Origin of the sequence: Paenibacillus sp. 37, from assembly GCF_008386395.1 — a bacterium.
GTDB classification, from domain to species: domain Bacteria; phylum Bacillota; class Bacilli; order Paenibacillales; family Paenibacillaceae; genus Paenibacillus; species Paenibacillus amylolyticus_B.
The window spans coordinates 1,174,929-1,194,370 of sequence record NZ_CP043761.1 but is presented as its reverse complement, the minus strand read 5'-3'; the positions used below and the strand labels follow the sequence as shown (position 1 = coordinate 1,194,370).

Below are 19,442 nucleotides of genomic sequence, written 5' to 3'. Positions count from 1 at the left end.
CATATCGTCATGGCTCCATTATCCATTTATGCTTCAAACCAATATGCAAAAAAGAGCAGGTAAGGAGCTTCGTGCCCCCAGCCCTGCTCTTTTTTTGTAAAAATAAAACCTCTATTACTTCTCACATATTATCCCAAATGACTACTGAGCCTTTTTACGCAACTGACTGTAATACAACTCGCTGTAGAAACCACCCTGTTCCAGCAGGTCATCATGCGATCCTTGCTCTAACAGATGACCATCCTTCAGCACCAGAATTCGGTCGGCCTGACGGATCGTGTTGAGCCTGTGAGCAATGACAAAACTTGTTCGTCCCTGCATCAGACGTTGCAGCCCTTCCTGAATTTTAATCTCCGTGACAGTATCAATACTGCTCGTCGCTTCGTCCAGTACGAGTATCGATGGATCGGCCAGAATTGCCCGGGCAATGGCGAGTAATTGCTTCTGACCCTGACTAATGCCGCTCCCATCGGCCTGGAGCACTTTGTCGTACCCGTCCTTCATTCGCACAATGAAGGAATGGGCATTCGCCAGCCGGGAGGCTGCTTCCACCTCTTCATCCGTCGCATCGAGACGGCCAAACCGAATATTTTCTCGAATCGTACCCTGAAACAGAAATGAATCTTGTAGTACAAATGCCATATGTGACCGCAGATTCTCACGCCGAATGGTGGTCATATCGCGACCATCTACCGTTAATGTGCCACCTGTCGGATCATAGAAACGGGATAACAGCTGAATCAATGTTGTTTTCCCCGCTCCGGTCGGACCTACAAGGGCAATCATCTCACCCGGTTTGGCTTCAAAGCTGATGTCATGCAAAATGTTACGTCCTTCATCGTATCCAAAGGATACTTTGTCGAAACGAACGGCTCCCTCTACCTTGTCCAGAGATACCGCTGCCCCTTCATCCTTCGCTTCCTCATCTTCGTCCAGCACCTCGAATACACGCTCAGCCCCCGCAATTGCGGATAATAACGTATTCCACTGGTTCGCCAGATCATTCAGCGGACGGGTGAATTGACGGGCATATTCCACAAAGATAATAATCACCCCGACTGTAACCGAACCTTGAATCGCCAGAATACCACCGATGCCCGCCACAATCGCAAAGCTCAGGTTGTTCAATCCATTCATCAGTTTCGGGATAAAACCAGAGATGGTCTGTGCCCAGAAACCGGAAATCCGGATGCGGGTATTCCGCTCCTCAAAACCGCGAATCACACGCTCCTCTTGGGAGAATGCCTTAATGATCCGCTGGCCGGATAATGTCTCTTCGATATAACCGTTAAGTTCACCGAGATTGCGCTGCCGCTCCTTGAAGAGCGGTCCCGTTCTGCGCGTTATCCAACGCATGCCGATGGCCATCAGAGGCACAACGATAAAGGTAAGCAGGGTCAGTAGTGGGCTGAGCCAGAGCATAACCCCAAACGTTCCGAGCAGCGTTAATACACTTGAGAAAATCTGGATCGCTGAGCTGTTCAACGTACCGCTGACATTCTCGATATCATTGGTCACCCGGCTCATAATCTCACCCTGCTGGCGTTTACCGAAGAATGGAATCGGCAGCTTGTGCAGATGGGAGAACAGATCATACCGCATGCGGAACACGGTTTCCTGTGCAATTTCGATCATCCATATATTTTGTAACCAGGATGTAAGAGAGAACAAGACATAGACTGCGGTTAATCCAATCAGAAACCGAGTCCAGCTTGCGCCGGCTTCACCCGCGATGAAATCATCCACGGCCACTCCTACCATGTAGGGGCCTAGCAAAGCGAGTGCGGAACTGGCAAACACCATCAACAGTACCATGGACAGCTTAACCTTGCGACGTGCCAGATAGGTCCAGATACGACCTAGCGTACCTGACCAGTTCTTCGCCCGTGCCTTGGGTTTGCGACCACCGCCTGATCGTAACGTCTCCGGATCAATCGGCGGTGGCGGCTGACGGAAAGGCTCAATGAATGCTTTGAACATGCTGCGCACCCTCCCCGTATTGTGATTCATGGATTCGACGATACAGCTCTGACGATTCCATCAGGTCTTCATGTTTTCCTTGCCCAATGAGTTGTCCATCATCAAGCAGTAGAATCAGGTCCGCCGAAGTGGTTGAACTGATCTTCTGGGTGATGATAAACGTGGTACACGACAATTCCTCCAGCGCATCGAGCAGTCTGCCTTCTGTAGCCACATCCAGCGCACTTGTGCTATCGTCCAGAATCAGAATTCTTGGTCTACGTACCAGTGCTCGTGCAATGGAAAGTCGCTGCTTCTGTCCACCGGAGAGATTCACTCCCCGTTGACCCAGCAATGTATCATAACCGTTTGGTAAATTCTCAATTGTTTCATGGATCTGCGCGCGCTTAGCCGCTTCCACGATCTCATCCAAGGTAGCATCTTCCTGACCCCAGGCAATATTCTCCCGTATGGAACCGGTAAACAGGACAACCTCCTGCGGCACATAACCAATCGCACCACGCAACATGGACAGATCCAGCTCTGATGCATCGGCACCATCAATCTGCACCTTTCCTTGATCCTCTGTGTATAACCGCGGAATGAGCTGTACGAGCGAGGATTTGCCTGAGCCAGTTGCTCCCATAATGGCAATGCGTTCCCCCGCTTTTGCCGAGAATGTGATGTTATCCAGCACTGTAATTTCACTATTCGGATAACTGAAGCCCACACTGCGGAATTCAACCGCTCCCTGCACAGCGCGCTGTTTCTTCGCTGGGTATACAGATTGCGGAAAATGCGAAGATTTCATAGATCCAGCAGATGGTGCAGACGTTGATAACGACTTCGTCTGTTCAGTCTCCGACGTGTCCTCCGTATTAAACACTTCATTCAGCCGTTGCGCCGAAGCGCTTGCTCTCGAGAAGGTTACCAGAATCCATGACAATGCAGACATGGCACCAATTGTGCGAAGCAGATAGTTAATGACGGCGACCACTTCACCCACGGTTGCATTACCCGAGGCGATGTCAACTCGTCCAAACCATAACACGGCGATGATACATACGTTCATCATCAGCAACATGAACGGCATCGTGGTCTCCGTCAGACGCAACGCGGAGATTGTGCCTTTCATCAGCTTGCCGCTGAATCCGGCAAAGCGTTCAATCTCATGGCCCATCCGTACAAAAACACGGATCAGCCGGATGCCTGTCAGATTCTCCTGGATGACTCCATTGACGGCATCCAGTCTACGCTGCACATTGCGGAACAGTAGCGCTGCCTTTTTGATCATCCACACCACAACAATGAGCAGTACAGGCACCATGACAACCAGCAGCAGACCCAACCTCGGGTTCACGATCACTGCCATAATCATGCTACCAATCACCACCAGGGGCACACGTGTCATGAAGCGCAGACTCATAAAGACGGTGTCCTGAACCTGGGTCACGTCCCCCGTTAATCGGGTAATCAGGGACGACGTTGCGAACCGGTTAAAGACGGCATAAGAGAACGTTTGCACTTTCTCATACAACTTCTCCCGCAGATCGTATCCGAACCCCAGACTTGCATGGGATGCAAAGAACGAACTGGCAATTCCGGCCGCAAAAGCCACAACAGCACTAGCAACTAGCACACCGCCCCACAACCAGACGACAGATAAGTCTCCCTGCTGAATCCCATTATCGATGATCTTGGAGATCAGATAAGGCTGAGCCAGCTCCACCGCAAGCTCAATTAACATCATGACCAGGGCTGCAATTGCGGCAACTCGGTACTTCTTCAGGTGGTACAACAGCTTGATCATAAGCATTCCTCCGGCTCGGAGCACCCTAAACCGATAACACGTTCCAGCTCAGAGCCTCCATTAGACATGTTGTTTTCTCCACAGCGTCCAATATGTAATCATTTCTATGTACACATATGGTTATTATAGCGTATTTTACAATGCCGCTTCTATTCTTATTACCCTACTTTTCCCAATACAATAAACTTCTCTTCATTTTGGCAGTAAAAAAAGGAAGGTCTCCCTTCCCCACGCTAGTTAAGTGCTTACAGCTCGCCCGCTCACAGACATATTTCAGATCAAAAAGAAATGCATATCTGCACTCAGGTCATCTGCCTAACTTTGCAGAAATATAGTTATCTGTTTACATACCAAGCGAGATGTTCACTACCATCTTCTGCGTCCACGATCACCCCGGTAGTCATCATTCAACTCTCCCAGGCGATCGTATGTCTCTTTATATATCCGAATCACGGCCTGAACTTTGATAAAATCAGCATCTTCCGGTCCAAGCCCCTCCATAAACATTCTCTGAATGATCTGTTGGAAGAATTGCACTCTGGCCTCAATCTGTTCTCGCTCAAGCTGTAATATGTCTTCGAAACTGTGGTTCCCTATGTAATCCATCAACTCATCATCATGTCTGGAATAATCTGAGTTTCTCCGATCTGCAACCCATTCATCCGGCTCATTGGACTGGAGATTAACACTCGTACGTAGTTGGGATAAAATGATTTTCTCTTTGGCCAGCATGACATGAAAATCTTTGTTACGGAGCAGCTCAGATACAATCAGACTGCACATTTCACGGTTTTGGATCAGTATGCCGTCAAATGGATGCAGTGTCCACTCCCCGTTTGCATAATACAGGTTAAAGTTAAAGAACTCACTGCCATATTTGTATTGAATATTAATCTTGGTCTCATCAATAATCTCGAATGAAAAGTCCAGCATGTTCAGCAAGCTCCTTCGTATAACCCCAGATTTTAGCTTTATTCTATCAAATGAAACAAAGAGACGCACTCGGCGCCCCTCGTAGAAAGATATACATCTAGCAATCTCCTGGCTTATGCAGCGAGTCTCGCCCTATTACCCTAATCCAGGAAAGATCCTAATGCACTGGAATCCGGTTTATTTTTCTCCGGAATGGCAGCAGCTTTCGGCCCTTCCAGACCCAGTCGATCGCTCATTTTAGCGTTAAGGGTTGTCATCTTGTTGGTATAGTCATTACAACTCTCGATGATCCGGCGATTAGACTGCTCGGACAAATCCAGCGCAGACATCAGATCACCCATCGCCTGATTGACGGCTTCAAGGGACATCGCCGGTTTGGACAACAGTTCATTAGTTTTCTCTGTTGTTGTCTTCAACAATCTGGCGTTCTCCTTGAATTGATCTTCAATCGTCTTATTCGTAGCTTCCACAGCAGAAATGACCTTCTCCTGATCATTGAGTGCCATAGCAATCATGGCCGAAACGGTGATCAGATTCGCTGTTTTATCAATGGCATTATTCACTGAATCAATCAACTTGTCATTGTTATCATTAATGATGTCGGTAGCTGCGATCGCCTGATTGTACAGCATAATCATCTCTGTCATGGATTGGGTACGTGTTACCACTTTGCGCAACCCACGCTCCAGATGTGCTTTACGATTCTCGTTCTCGGGCTTTGCGATCTCAGTTTCAAACAATGCTTTCAATTGATTACCAAAAGAGATTTTGGTCTGCAGATTGTAGATCTCCTGAATCGAAGAACGTTTCAATTGACGCATGTTCACGATGCTTTCTTCCAGGTTGTCCTTGCCATCCCGCAACCCGTTAATGATGGCATCAATGTTCGTGCGAACGGATTGATAACGATATACGTAGTTTTTCAGCGGGCTTTTACGTAACAACTTCCCAACAAAACTAACATTTTTACTCTGCTGCAGACTCTCACATTCATCACGGAGCTTCAGGATCATGTTTGATACCTCTGCCCGATTCCCGGACATCAGTTCATTGACTGGACGATCAAGCAGCTTGAGAGTCTGTCCTGCTCTCTCTTGTGTTTTCACACCCAACTTGCCGATATCATCCATTAAGGTATCCAGATGAGCCGGGTCACTTTGGGACACTTTCTGAATAAGCTGCGTTGCTTCCTGGTTAATCCGTTGCTCATCTTCCTGCTTCAACTGAGCCCATTCCGTTGCCATGCCAATCCCTCCTATAATTCAGAGCTGTTATACCGTTGATGTATTAGTTCCGCTTTGTTCTGGAGCTCCATTAAGTCTTTATGTTCAATCGTTGATACAATATCCGATATCTTGGAATCCACGTCTCGAAGACCATTCAGTAGCATACGCCGATTATTACGTTTGGCTTCTCCACTTAAACGTAGAAATGGATTAATAAACCCGTTCAGGTCTTTCAAAATCAGTCTGCGCACCGTATGGTTGATATCCCCGTTGTTCAGCTCCTGAAGAGAAGGGATCACACGCTGCAAACGAGCAAACAACGCCAGTGATTTCTCCACGATCTCATTATCCAGCTCGTTCTTCTGACCTTCGGAGATGATCATGTCCTCCAGAACCTCCAGGTATTCAATCACCGGATCAAATACAGGATCTGGTTCGGTGCGGGAAGGCTTCGCTTGTTCTGAGCCCGCATGTTGTGCGGGAGTGGAGCTCGAATGAGGCTGTGCCGGAGAAGCTTCTCTTGCCCCTGTTGGCACTGCGCTCGGCGCTTGTCCACCATTCAAGCGGGATGGTTCATTTCCGATATCTGTAATGGGTACAGGGGCTGATGACGAACCCTGGACCTGTGTACGCGGCGTGGAACGTGAAGGAATCAGTCCCCCGACCACAGTTGCCAGTGCCGGAATTGCCCACGTGATGACATCCGGTAGAAAGGGACTCGAGATGGCCGCGAGACCATAACCGACCAATGCGCCAATACCTATCTTCGTTTTCCGTAACATTACTTGTCCTCCTGCCTTAACAACACATAAAGTGCATATTCAAAAAGTCTTGTTTTCAGTACCGAGAAGATGGAATGAAGATAGAAATGGAGTAGCGGAGCGTAGGAAAACTACGTGAGCAACGGACATTTCGGCTGAATTTCATATTCGATGCTGATGATGCCGTAAGGCATTATTCGTAATCAAAAGTGGACTTTTTGAATAACCTCTCATCCGTATTGTAAAAAAACCATCCAGAAGGTGTCAATGTTGAGGAAAATTCTCAGCTAGACGTGGTGTACTCCGCTTACCTTCTGAACGTCGATTATAAATGGCTGTTCGATATGGCTTCCCAGTATGCCAAACTTCGGATGAAGTGGTCCAATATCATGGCCAAGTGCAGACTTGACCGCCAGATAAGGGAAGTTCACGCCGGACAGACAAGACATGTGCAACCCACCCGACATACGCGGATTGATCTCCAGCAGCTTCGGTGTATCCTTGCGATATTTCATCTGTATATTAAAATTATAAGGAATCCGATATACCTCTGCCACATTACGGGCAATCGCCAGCAGTTCCTCGTTTTCTTCGAGCAAGCGCAAACGTCCTCTTTCTTTTCTACGCGGAATAGCCGTTAATAGTTTCCCATTGCGATCCGAAAGACAATCAATGCTGTATTCATATCCTTCCAGTACCTCCATCACCATGACATTGGGAAAGGACGGAGCAGAAGAGAATGCACGCAGGGCATCTTCATATGAAATCGAGTTCAGCGCATACCCGAACAACTCCTGCAATGGATCACGCTCGTTGTTGATCACCCGGAAGCCCATGCCGCCCTCACCATTACATGGTTTGAAGCATACATCATGTCCACGTGCACGCAGCGCCTCATAGGCTTGCTGGAATTGTGAAGCATTGCTAACCGTAAAATAATCCGGAATCTCCATAATGCCTTTCTCACGCACCGATTCATAAAATCGGTCTTTCTCCATCAATTGTTCCAGCAATTCCGTGTCCGAGCATACGATAACCCGTGTACCGATCTCTTCGAACAGGGAGATATGTCTGCTGATGTCCAGCATGTTCCAGCGTGGAATAAATACATCAATCTGATGACGGCGGCAAAAGTCGAGGCAAAAATCAACATATTCCCGGCCCGTTACACGCGGTTCAACTTCTGCAACATCACAGCCCTGTAATGCCATGTGTCCCGGATCAGGATGAGTACCGTAGATCTCAAATTCCATGCCGTCCTCATTGTCCCGAATCGCATTCATATAATGATACGTTACAGAGAACCAACGGTTGAAGTAAATCTTCATTTTTTTCATTTATACGGTCTCCCTTATGTCGGCATGGTCTATTTGGGTCTGTTGATCGTTATGAATACGGTGAACGTAATCGAGAATCTCATCTGCTGCAAAAACACCGAATTGTTTCGTAAATTGATACGGTACCTGCTCAGGTACACGCTGTCTCTCCACATGTAACTCTCCGTGAGACGGAGCAATGGCGTGGTGCGCAAAGTCCAGCAAACAGCGATCCAGCAAGGAATCACCCGAAGCAATCACAGGCACATCGCCAATGCGTTGCCTAATGTGCTCCACTGCAGCTCGTTTGTTCACGGCCGAAGGCACCAGATAGAGCTTCCTCCCCTGAATCGAACTCTCCCATCCAAGCGTCTCTAACACCCGAATCTTGTCGGCAATGCGCTCCATAGGAAGCTTGTCACGTTCGATTAGCAATGCAAAGAACAGCTCATCACACAATCGCTGGTTAATCACCCATTCCGGGCTCAGTACATCGTCAAATAAATCCAGGATCTCTTCGGGAGCAGCTGCCTGCTGACGAAGCAAAGAACGAATATGCAGATTCCATTCATCGTCTACCTGACCGTCAACAATGATGTTCCCACCATTACTCGTCACTGCATATTTCGGGATACATTCGTTCTGAAAAATATGAATACGTCGGTACTGCTCCACGGTACGTGTCGTCACAGGCATAAATACAATGTCTTGTGGCAAAGACTGCAACCGCTCCAGTGCATATGCTGACATAAAAGCGGACAACTTGCCGTTAATCCACTCTGCGGGAACAAGTCCCGGTGTATCTTCGGGAATACGGAGCGCACGACGGGAGTACACCAGCGTCTGGTCCAGATCACTTGCGTAGATCATCATTCTCCGCCACCTCCCAGGGATTGAATAATGCCGCAACAGGAATAGGTTAGTCCCGGATATACCTCAACCGGCACATTTCTGTCTCTGGCGAGCATCATGATATGTTGCAAATCCGGATTATCCAGACGGTCCACAAGAATCTTCCAAGGAACACGGCGCAGTAACACCCGGGTTGTTTCTCCGATTCCAGGTTTGATCAGATTGATGTTCGCAATGCCAAAGGATTGCTGGATGGACTCGATATCTTGCCAGCCTTTCCAGGTGATTTCCGAAGTATCGGTAGCATTGTCGTCCGTTTGAATTTCCGCCAGGTCCATCATTTGCGGAAAATGCTGAGCAATAGTATCCACGTATTGGGTCGACACATCCGCAGAGGACCATTCACGATACCATTTGGCCCCGTGAAAATCTGCCGGCCCAATCAGATCATCTCGAAGTACTGTACGGCTAACCAGTCCAGAGACAGTGGAATTCAGACAAGCGCTAGGAATGAGATAATCTTCCCTCGTCCCAAAGGTGCCTGAGCATTGCCCCGGATCTGCCAACACGGCAAGATCATCATCGAGGCTTACACCGTAAGTCCGTTCCATTTGGTCACAGGACTCTTTCAGCACTTTGCGAATAGCCCCTTTTCCTGTCCAACCATCTACAAACTGAATGGCTGTTTCCAGACCATGCTGCTGTAAAATATATAAAATTGCGTTCTCGTCCATACCCTTGCCACGAATAATCGAAATGCTATAATGCGGAATCGTCACTTTGTATTTCAATTCAATATAACGCTTGATCAGGATGCCTACAGGCGTTCCGGCTCGAGCCAGAGATACCAGCACCAGATTCAGTCCCCTGCGCTCTACAATCTTCTCAGCCACAATGGCGGTATGACGTGCGATTCTTGCAGCGGATTGTTCCAGCGTTTGATGAAACAGTTCGATGTATTCTGCTGTGGGCTGATATTCCACGGGCAGCATCTCCGAATAATGAACCCCGGATTGGATCGCCTGCTCCCGTTCACCCGTTCCCTTTTCCAGATCCACATGGCTGATATCCTTCAGTAGGAAAACAACGTCCGATGCAGCATAACTGCCCATCGGTTCGGGAGATTGAATCTCACGTTGTCTGATTAGCTCCAGTGTAGTTAAGTTCATTGCTCGTAGTCCCCTGTCTTCTCTGGCAAACCGCAATATATGATATGAATGTGTCCGCATCCCAACTGACCCAGTACCTTCAACATCGGTTCCATTCGTTCTTCGGACATCTGTCTCTCTAGCAAAACAAAGATTTCATCATATTGTCCCGGGGCAATGTTATAGATAAAGTTACGAACAGAAGCGTCTTCCGGTGAAGCATATCCGGCACCACTACGAACAGCATATGCTGGAGCTGGATGTGTATGGATTGGACTGCGAGTAGTGGATTGATAAAACACACCTTCTCCCATCTCGGCAGCAATACGCATCGGAATGTACATGAACTCCCCTGTTCCCATCACCAACGTCCGTTCTCCCGTACGCTGTGACCGAAGTCGTTCTGCAATCCGGCTAATCTCTTCACGCAATACGTCATTATGTCGGGATTGCATACCAAACCTGCCCGTATGCTGGACGTAGCTCGCTGTGCTACGTTTACCTTCTCCATCCTCCGAAGTGGCATGCAGCTGATCGAAGGCATCTGCAACGGTAGAGGTATGAAGCGTTACGGCAGGATGAGATAGCTGCTCATCTTGCTGTGTTGCTTCCAACTGTGGAGTACCCACCACTTCAATGCGGCCCTTCAACAGGCTTAACGGTGTAATGGTAATTCCAAGTTCAGCTTCCAGTTCGGCAAATCGATTCTCGTCCGCTTCCGTACGCCAGTCCAACAGCGAAGCAATCACATATTGCTTCCGGGGGTATCTGTCCTGAATATCCCGAATGATATTCAACGTCGTTTTGCCCGTCGTAATCTCGTCGTCCACCAGAACAATCGGGCCCTCTCCTGCAAAGGCTTGATGATCCAGCGCATAACAACGATGAGCCATCGCATGAGAATGTTCTTCTTCAAATTGAATATCTGGATGCATCGCTGGAACATATTCGCGAGTGGTGTGAATATAGGAAGCTTGATCAGCAAACATCTCATACATGCTGTGGCCCAGCGCTGTCGCTGTCTCCGCAAAACCAACAAAACGAATCGTTTCCGGCAAGCTCAAGCCTTCTTGCAACAGCATGTTGTACACTTGCCGAGCTTGCTGGGGATCAATCAATCCTTCGACCATTTCACGTTTCCACTCGGTGATCTGATCTTTGGTCTCTTCCGTCTCCTCAGTCAGGTGCTCATATAACAGAACAGCTAATGCTGCACCACTCAGAAGCGAGGTATACGGGTTAACCGAGATGTGCTTGCCCAGCAGTTTGCTTACAAACAAAAATGAACGTTTCTTATTGATTCGTGCAGCCATGGAAAATAGAGATTCTAGTGGAAGTTGCAGCGGGTTATGTGTAACCTGAACGTTCAGACTGAATTGATCAAGAATTGGGAACGTAGTTATGTTGTTGTTCGTGCTTGGGCAAGAGCCCGACAAAATGCTGCTGTTCATGTAACACCCCATATATTTGTGATCGGATTAGAATGCGATTTGCCCAGCTCAAGTGTGGTTTAATCTCATTCATTTTGTTATAGTAATTACTTTTGAACACACCCAGGCTACCGTCATTACGGGCGATGATGTCTTGGGCATCGGAATACTCCTCATGTGTAACAACGTACATCGCTTGTACGGGCTTGATATGAGAAGGATGAATGATCGTTTTGCCTACAATTCCATTTTCCTTGTCCATCATGACTTCACGCATCAATCCATCCATTGTATTCGTAATATATTTCATTCTCAGATGCAGCCCTGATTTGCCTAGGGTTTCTTCAAATGGAGTCTGTCGTAATTGAGGTTTGAACACACGCTCCCGCTGACTGAAATATTCCCAGACAGGACCTGAGATCACATACGGCTTGTCCATTCGTCCAAACAGATTGATAATATCTGAGATGCAGTCACGGATCGTGGCGATATCGTATATGGTCAATTCCGGGCTTCGGCGTAGTCCAAACAGGCTGGAGAAATCGGTCGCACCAATGCGTACATTGAGCACATATTCAACATGTTCATCGAGGATGTTTCGAAGGCCCAGTAAGGTCTCCCAACGTGTCTCGCGATATATAATTGAAGCCGTTTCCAATATAGGCATTCCATAGAGAACGGGATAATGATCCGGTTTCCGTTGATTATACTTGCGGATCTGGTCAAAATAGGCTCTTCCATTGCCCACACAAAACTTGGGCAATGCCACACCTGTCAGCATGGACACCAATTCTCCCAACGTATCAATGAGTCGTTCCAACTGTTGTGGTGAACGTACACGTGCAAACAGAAGAGGCATTTGATCCTGACTCAGCATGCCTGTCTCCATATAAGTCATCAGTTGAGTTAGATGCTGTACCAGACACTGCTCGGCAAACTCCACTTGGTCGTCACCCACAGCATCCTCCAGATCAATAATAATGGTCGTCAGACCTTCATGTTTACCATTCATAATGTCGTCCGCGATATGTGTGCGCGTCGCGGGCATATATAAAGCAGCCCCAACAGCATATGCCAGTAGATCTTTGGAAGTCCGGTGATTGAACGAGACGGGTGAAGAGAAAAATAAAGTATCTTCTTCTTCCAGACTCAAAAAGTTAAAATATTTCAGGGTTGTCTCCTCCTCGCACCTTTGGCAATAGCCAATCTGCAATAGTTGATTCCAGCTGTCGGGGCATAAAAACCAATCCCTCCTTAGTCTGGAGGGATTGATGGTCTATTATCGAGGATAACGTTGGTCAACAGTATCCTTGCAATGGTGCTGACCGATACAGCGTTTATATATTCAATAAATACGAATGATTACTTTCTTCCCGCAACCCACTGCATTCCCCAATCATGAGCCTCGTCCAACGCCTGATGCCCATTATAGAACTGCACGATTCGTTCAATACTGAATGTCTCATTGTTCACATTGCGTAACATCGCGATGCCACACATGCCAAGCGGGCTCCCGTATTCATTCATTCGAACAATGATATCGGGACCGTCCTTCTGCTGAATGGTTACCACACCGTCTACTTGAGACCAGTTGGCCACACCACCATAAATATAGGTGAATACCAAGATGCGCTCAATTTCCGAAATACGGGCACCATTAATCCGCAGATTCTCTCCCGTCTTAACCGATCCCGTCCGGTCATCTCCATCCAGTGCAATATAAGGGAAACGATTCAGTGAACCAAACGTTTGTCCCAAGGCCTGAATCACATCTCGTGTACCATCCTTCATCTCGAACAGGCAGCCCAAGTCCAGATCCACACTCTTGCTGCGACCAAATAACCCTTTGCTACCCTGTTGATTCCAGTTGAGGTTAATCAGGATTTCACCAAGTCCCCCCGCATTTTTCTTGAGGTTAATGGTGTCGCCCTTCTTCTTCAATTCAATTTTGCTGAAATTGATCGAATTCACAGGAGCAGGCGTCGGTTCTGGTGCGGGTGCCGGGGGTGGTGGAGTCGGTGCAGCTGTCGGGGGAACGGTTGATGTGGTTGGCGCAGCGTCTGATCCACCATCCACATCCACACCAAAGTTAGCACAGAGTGCATTCAAACCTCCTGCAAAACCCGATCCTATTGCATTGAACTTCCATTCTCCGTTATGGCGATACAATTCACCAATGACAATCGCGGTCTCCACTGTAAAACCGCTTCCCAGATCATATCTCATCACTTCCTGACCTGTAGCTGCATTGGCAAACCGTAGAAAACCATGCTGAACCTGTCCAAAATGATGGCGTCGTGCTTCACCGTCATGAATCGTCAGGCTGAAGGCGATTTTCTCAATTCGGGTAGGGATCTTGCCAAGTTCAATGGCGAACTGTTTCTTCTCACCGCTAACCTGCCCACCATCCATATACGTGATAAACGCGGTAGAGGGCTGGTTATAGAAGATAAAATCCTCATCTCCAGCCACTTTATTGTCTGAACCCAGAAGGAATGCTGATGTGTCCAGCTCCACACCCGAGGCTGCCTCCCAACCAATGCCTACCGTTAGACGGGACAAGCCTGGATTGGTTTTGGTCAGATCACTCTTCTGGCCTTTCACGACAGAAATCGCCATAGCAGACTCACCTTTCTTATGCCAAGTTATTGTGCATCCAGTCCGTAATTTTTGCATAAAGCAGATAGTCCACCTGTGAAGCCGCTGCCTACCGCCTGGAATTTCCAGTCCGCACCTGCACGATAAAACTCACAGAACACCACAGCTGTTTCTGTGGAATAGTCCTCTCCGAGGTCGAAACGAAGCACTTCCCGATCACTTGCAGCATCTACAACACGAACAAAAGCATTGGAGACTTGTCCAAAATTCTGCCCTCGTCCATCTCCATCATAGATGGTTACCGTAATACCGATCCGGTGAATGTGCGCAGGGATTTTGCTGAAGTCAACAACAACTTGCTCATCATCGCCGTCACCCTCACCCGTACGATTGTCACCGGTATGTGTCACTGAACCCGCACCGCCGCTTGGATTGTTGTAAAAAACAAAGTCATCCGTACCTTTGGCTTTTCCATCTTCGTACAACAAAAAAGCCGAAGCGTCCAGGTCAAAGTCGACTCCACCACTATATTTGTTTGTATCCCAACCCAAACCAACCACCACACGGGTAAGGCCCGGATTCGTCTTAGTCAGGTCAATACGTTGTCCTTTGGCAAGACTGATCGTCATTTGTTTTTCCACCTTTCCAAGATATGTGATTAAATGAAAAGGAGAACCGCCCAGGAGACGGTTCTTCCCATCCTGTAAGTCGTTCTGTACGTCCTATTGCAAACCGTAATCGCGTGTCAATCCAACCAATCCATCCTGGTAACCACTACCGATGGCACTGAACTTCCACTCGCCGTTATGACGATACAATTCACCAACAACTACACCCGTTTCGATGGAGAAGTCTTCTCCCAGGTCGAAACGAATCAGTTCTTCGTTGTTTGCTTCGTTAACGATTCGCACATAAGCACGGGAGACTTGTCCGAAGTTCTGGCTACGTTCTGTAGCTTCGTAGATCGTAATGGAGAATGCAATTTTCTCTACATTGGCGGGTACGTTAGGCAGGTCGATATTGATCTGCTCATCATCACCATCGCCATCTCCTGTACGGTTGTCACCAGTGTGAACAACAGAACCATTTTCATTTTGTGGATTGTTGAAGAAGATGAAGTTTTTCTCGCCTTCTACTTTACCGTTTGCATTGGTACAGAATACCGATACATCCAGGTCAAAGTCTTTTCCACCATCATACTTATTGGTATCCCAGCCCAAGCCTACTGTGATTTTTGTCAAACCTGGGTTCGTTTTAGTCAGATCGATTTTTTGACCTTTAGAGAGATTAATTGCCATCGTATGATCATCCTCGCTTATTTAAGTGTATTGTAGTTATCGTGACATATGAATATCAGGATTATTGTCGATTTAGGTTAAATCTTGTACTTAGGAGTACCTGCGAGCGAGTTCATTGATATGTACCGCATGGGAACCCTCTCCAATTGCTGAGAATTTCCATTCGCCTCCATGACGATACAATTCCCCACAGATCAACGCTGTTGAACCTGTGTAGTTATCGGATAGATTGAACTTCACGAGCTCACTGGAGTTTTTACCATCCAGAATACGGATATAAGCCTTCTCTATCATGCCAAAATCTTGCTTGCGATTGACACAATCGTAGATATTAACAACGATTAATACTTTATGAACATCAGCAGGAATACGGGACAGATCCATTTTGATCTGTTCATCGTCACCGTCTCCCTGTCCTGTTAAATTGTCACCTGAGTGGATAACCGAACCACATGCACTTTGCTTGTTGTGGAAGCAAACCAGGTTGGAGTCCTTCACCAACTTGCCTTCTTCATTCAACATGATCGCCGATGCATCACAATCGATATCCGCTTGTTTCTTTCTTCCGAAGAACCCTTTGGCAGTTACCGGGTCCCAACCGAGACCAGCAATCACCTGCGTAAGTCCTGCATTGCCTTTGGTTAAATCAATCTTCTGTCCTTTGACCAAGTTAATGCTTGCCACTGATTTTCACCTCCCTTCACATGTAAAATATCTACTCTACTTAGAGATTGAATTCACCCGGGTTCAGTCCAAGTACATTGCAGATCTCGGCAACAACTCTTTTCTCCTGATCATCAAAGTTGCCGTCCGCTGAACCAATTGCACTGCATACGCCCACAATAACGCGTCCTACATCTGGCTTACCTTTAAATTTCCCAATGGCTTTCAGCGCTTCCTGCTTCCCGATCTCTGGAGAGAACTCAAAGTTCGCGACATAATGATTGAAGCGTGTAATCACTTCAGCCATATCGAATACTTTCAATTCCTGACTGAGGTTGATATAACCGGCCATCTTGTTCTTTTCCGCTTCGTCAATGGAACCATCTGCAAAAGCAACCAGTGCACAACCTGCAACCACGGCATCCATAAAATCTTTATTTTTAAACTTTTTGACTTGCTCTTCAAGTCCTTGTTTTGTTGAATTTAACCAACTTTTAAATGAACTCATACTCAACCTCCAATAGTTTCATACATGGTGTTCTTCACTTTTTTTCATGGTTTTCAGTAATTTTCATCCTTACATCATGATTGAATATAAGTTAAATTATTCCTTAACTATACTCTGAAATACGGCAATATTCTACATTAAAAAACAATTAATACCTTATGATACGCATCGTTCTGGATATGGTTTCAAGCGAGAGGCGAGAACTTTCTATTCACTTCATTTTTCAGTCAAATATTCCCCTATTTGAAGCCCAAACATAAAAAGGCTCTGATCAGGGGATCAGAGCGCTTATTTCTACCAACACCAAAATTATAAATTTTATGAATGATTTGAATCCTTGAATTCACTCTGCTTTTTCAAAATCAGCCTGTTGTTGTTCATAGATCTCATAGAAATCGTCCCAGACGAGTACATTATTCTTTTCCTTGCTCCACCAGTCTTTGTACCATGCTTCAATCTCCGGGCCACCGCCTTGCTCCCACTTCTGCTGTGCTTCCGTTGCAGCCTGTTCGACTGTATATTTGCTTCCGCCAATGATGGAACGGGTAAAAATATCGTTGATCGCTGTTGTCACATTGGTCAACTTCACCTGAAGTTCCTTCGGTAGCTGCGGCATATGTTCTGAATGGGTAACACCCTCTCCTACCGGAAGATCCGTCATATATACCTCACGCGCTTCCTTGAATAGTCGAAGTCCTTCTTTCTGCGATGGGATCTCTTCGCTGAACAGCATTTCTGTGTACCCGCATTTGCCTTCCTCCAGACGGCTGTACAACATGGCGTAATCGCCTGCCCAGCTGATCTCCTGCTTGTATTTCTCCTGATCCGAGATACGCGGACAGCCTTGATCGTTCAGCGTATAATGCGTGTTTTCAAATCCATTTTTGAAGGTCCGGCCTGACTCTATTTTGGTCAGAAAATCGATATATTGCATAACTGCTTCCGGATTTTTGGCTCGTGCATTCACAGCTGCAGTCATCTGAACCGGGTTATTCCACACCATCGTGTGCTGTCCTACGGACGTGGTTGGCAGAGCGATGACCTTTAATTTGGCCTCAGGAACATTCTGCATCAGCGTATCCAGTTCCTTCGCCGCAAACCCGGTATAATCCGAAGTCATGGCCGCGTACATACCGATTTTGCCATTCAGGAAATCCTGCTTCGCCTTGGCCCCGTCCTTGTCGGTCAGTAAGTCCTTATCCACCACTCCTGCTTCATATAATGCACGTTTGAATGCCGTTGCTTCTTTCATGTTGTTGGGACCAACCACCATCTCCCCGTCCTCCACATTCACCCAGTTGGCGTTGTACATATAGCGGAACAGACCCGCTGTATCGCCGAACTGAAATCCACCGATGCCGTATGTATCCTTAGCTCCGTTTCCATCGGGATCATTCTCCGTGAAGGCCTTGGCTACCGCCAGCATCTCTTCCTCATTGGTCGGTACCTCTAGATTCAACTTTTCCAGCCAGTCTTCCCGTATGAAAAAGCTCGTTAGTGGAAACACCTCGTTCATACGCCCCACTTCATAGAGCTTACCATCGCTTTTGATGCCGGCCTTCTTGAGCTGGGGATATTTCTCCATCAAGGCTTTGTATTCCACACTCGAGTTCTCGATCAACTCATCCAGCGGCATCAGCTGTTTCTGATTAAACAGTGTGTTACGGATGGGCGTACCGAATTCAAAAATAATATCCGGTGCACTGCCAGAAGCGAATAATACGTTAAGTTTGGACTGGGACTCCCATCGGGGAACTGCTGTATATTTTACATTAGCCGGGCCATTCTCGTTGATCCACTTGGACCACATGTTATCTTCGATTGTACCCATGCCGCTTGGGACCGCGCCCCGATCATAGATTGTTGACGTGATGTTCCCCCTGTTGCCTTCGCCTTCCGCCTGTTCGCTACCGTTACCTCCTGTACATCCCGCCAGCAAACCACCGATCAAGCCCAGAACGAGACCCGACTTCATCCATGCCTTCATCGTTAACGCCATAGATAAGACCCTCTTTCTCTCCTGTAATATGAACCCATGCGGGTTAACCCACAGCCTGCTTTAACCTTTAATTGATCCAAGCATGACCCCTTTAACGAAGTACTTCTGCAAGAACGGATACACTGCCAAAATGGGTATGACCATCACAATGACAGCTGCTGCCCGAATGCCTTCCGGGGTCAGATTCGATATCATCGTTGGATCGGTAAAATCCTGTACATTCAGATTGGACATAATCATATTTTGGACAAGCACGGTCATGTTGTATTTGGACGTATCATTGATATAAATCATCACACTCATGAACGAATTCCAGTAACCCACGCCGTAAAAGAGAGCAATAGTCGCCAGCAAAGGTTTGGACAATGGCAACACGATGCGGAACAAAAGCCCCAGTTCACCACAACCATCGATGCGCGCAGCCTCGTCCACTTCCCCTGGCAGATTTTCAAAATAAGATCGCATAATCAGCATGTTGTACGTGCTCACCAGGCCCGGTAGCCAAAGCGCACCGTAACTGTTCACAAGACCGAGATTTTGCACGACCAAATAAGTCGGGATGAGTCCACCGTTAAAAATCATCGTGAACACCATCGCCATCGTAAAGAAGCGCCGATGATAAAAATGTCTACGTGACAGCGGATATGCCGCCATAATCGTCACCGCCATGCTGAGCCCTGTACCGATCAATGTGATCTCCACACTATTCCAGAATGCATTCAGAATCGGCGTTCCGGTAATTAGGCTGTGATAGGAGAACCAGGTGAAATCGACGGGCCATAATCCCACTTGACCTGAAACAACCGCTCTCGCATCACTAAATGACAAGGCAACAATGTTCAGTAAGGGCAGGATACAGCTGACGGCAACCAATGACAACAATACATAATTGATTAGATAAAAGACTTTTTCTCCTTTGGTTTTTCTCATGCCGTTCTCCC

The 19,442-nt window shown here is 47.2% G+C and carries 17 protein-coding genes; all 17 read right to left on the bottom strand.

Annotated features, from left to right (window positions below; genetic code table 11):
• Positions 1-141: 141 nt before the first annotated feature.
• The 17 genes from F0220_RS05295 to F0220_RS05215 all read right to left on the bottom strand — a co-directional run bounded on the left by F0220_RS05295 (position 142) and on the right by F0220_RS05215 (position 19,431).
• Entirely contained in the window at positions 142-1,980 is a 1,839-nt protein-coding gene (locus F0220_RS05295) for an ABC transporter ATP-binding protein (protein WP_149846319.1), read from the bottom strand.
• On the bottom strand, positions 1,961-3,769 hold the full coding sequence (locus F0220_RS05290; RefSeq protein WP_149846318.1) for an ABC transporter ATP-binding protein: 1,809 nt from the start codon (positions 3,767-3,769) through the stop codon (positions 1,961-1,963). The genes F0220_RS05295 and F0220_RS05290 overlap by 20 nt, the downstream gene beginning before the upstream one ends.
• 366 nt (positions 3,770-4,135) lie before the next feature.
• On the bottom strand, positions 4,136-4,702 hold the full coding sequence (locus F0220_RS05285; protein WP_149846317.1) for a hypothetical protein: 567 nt from the start codon (positions 4,700-4,702) through the stop codon (positions 4,136-4,138).
• Between the two features lie 140 nt (positions 4,703-4,842).
• Positions 4,843-5,946: a toxic anion resistance protein gene (locus F0220_RS05280; RefSeq protein ID WP_036606281.1), complete on the bottom strand. Its 1,104-nt coding sequence runs from the start codon at positions 5,944-5,946 to the stop codon at positions 4,843-4,845.
• Between the two features lie 11 nt (positions 5,947-5,957).
• Positions 5,958-6,710, bottom strand: coding sequence for a hypothetical protein (locus F0220_RS05275; RefSeq protein ID WP_149846316.1), 753 nt, complete (start codon positions 6,708-6,710; stop codon positions 5,958-5,960).
• Positions 6,711-6,976: 266 nt separating this feature from the next.
• Positions 6,977-8,026 (bottom strand): ATP-grasp domain-containing protein, encoded by a 1,050-nt coding sequence (locus tag F0220_RS05270; RefSeq protein ID WP_149846315.1) that lies wholly within the window; start codon positions 8,024-8,026, stop codon positions 6,977-6,979.
• Positions 8,027-8,875, bottom strand: a complete 849-nt coding sequence (locus F0220_RS05265) for an HAD family hydrolase (protein WP_149846883.1) — start codon at positions 8,873-8,875, stop codon at positions 8,027-8,029.
• Positions 8,875-10,026, bottom strand: a complete 1,152-nt coding sequence (locus tag F0220_RS05260; RefSeq protein ID WP_091015797.1) for a cysteine protease StiP family protein — start codon at positions 10,024-10,026, stop codon at positions 8,875-8,877. The genes F0220_RS05265 and F0220_RS05260 overlap by 1 nt, the downstream gene beginning before the upstream one ends.
• Entirely contained in the window at positions 10,023-11,456 is a 1,434-nt protein-coding gene (locus F0220_RS05255; protein ID WP_149846314.1) for a phosphoribosyltransferase family protein, read from the bottom strand. Before F0220_RS05255 ends, F0220_RS05260 begins: the two co-directional genes overlap by 4 nt.
• A complete protein-coding gene (locus F0220_RS05250; protein WP_223199854.1) occupies positions 11,386-12,588 on the bottom strand; it encodes an HpcH/HpaI aldolase/citrate lyase family protein in 1,203 nt (400 codons plus the stop codon). Before F0220_RS05250 ends, F0220_RS05255 begins: the two co-directional genes overlap by 71 nt.
• A 209-nt stretch (positions 12,589-12,797) precedes the next feature.
• Positions 12,798-14,054, bottom strand: coding sequence for a TerD family protein (locus F0220_RS05245; RefSeq protein WP_091015800.1), 1,257 nt, complete (start codon positions 14,052-14,054; stop codon positions 12,798-12,800).
• 26 nt (positions 14,055-14,080) lie between these two features.
• The gene (locus F0220_RS05240) at positions 14,081-14,662 is read right to left on the bottom strand and encodes a TerD family protein (RefSeq protein WP_036606267.1); all 582 of its coding nucleotides are present in this window, start codon (positions 14,660-14,662) and stop codon (positions 14,081-14,083) included.
• A gap of 93 nt (positions 14,663-14,755) precedes the next feature.
• Complete coding sequence (locus F0220_RS05235) at positions 14,756-15,331, bottom strand: TerD family protein (protein ID WP_149846313.1); 576 nt, start codon at positions 15,329-15,331, stop codon at positions 14,756-14,758.
• Between the two features lie 90 nt (positions 15,332-15,421).
• Positions 15,422-16,015, bottom strand: a complete 594-nt coding sequence (locus tag F0220_RS05230) for a TerD family protein (RefSeq protein ID WP_091015803.1) — start codon at positions 16,013-16,015, stop codon at positions 15,422-15,424.
• A 40-nt stretch (positions 16,016-16,055) separates the two neighbouring features.
• Positions 16,056-16,502 (bottom strand): tellurite resistance TerB family protein, encoded by a 447-nt coding sequence (locus F0220_RS05225; RefSeq protein ID WP_091015805.1) that lies wholly within the window; start codon positions 16,500-16,502, stop codon positions 16,056-16,058.
• Positions 16,503-16,845: 343 nt separating this feature from the next.
• Positions 16,846-18,501, bottom strand: a complete 1,656-nt coding sequence (locus F0220_RS05220; protein ID WP_149846312.1) for an extracellular solute-binding protein — start codon at positions 18,499-18,501, stop codon at positions 16,846-16,848.
• Between the two features lie 60 nt (positions 18,502-18,561).
• Entirely contained in the window at positions 18,562-19,431 is an 870-nt protein-coding gene (locus tag F0220_RS05215; RefSeq protein ID WP_036606256.1) for a carbohydrate ABC transporter permease, read from the bottom strand.
• Positions 19,432-19,442: the final 11 nt, after the last annotated feature.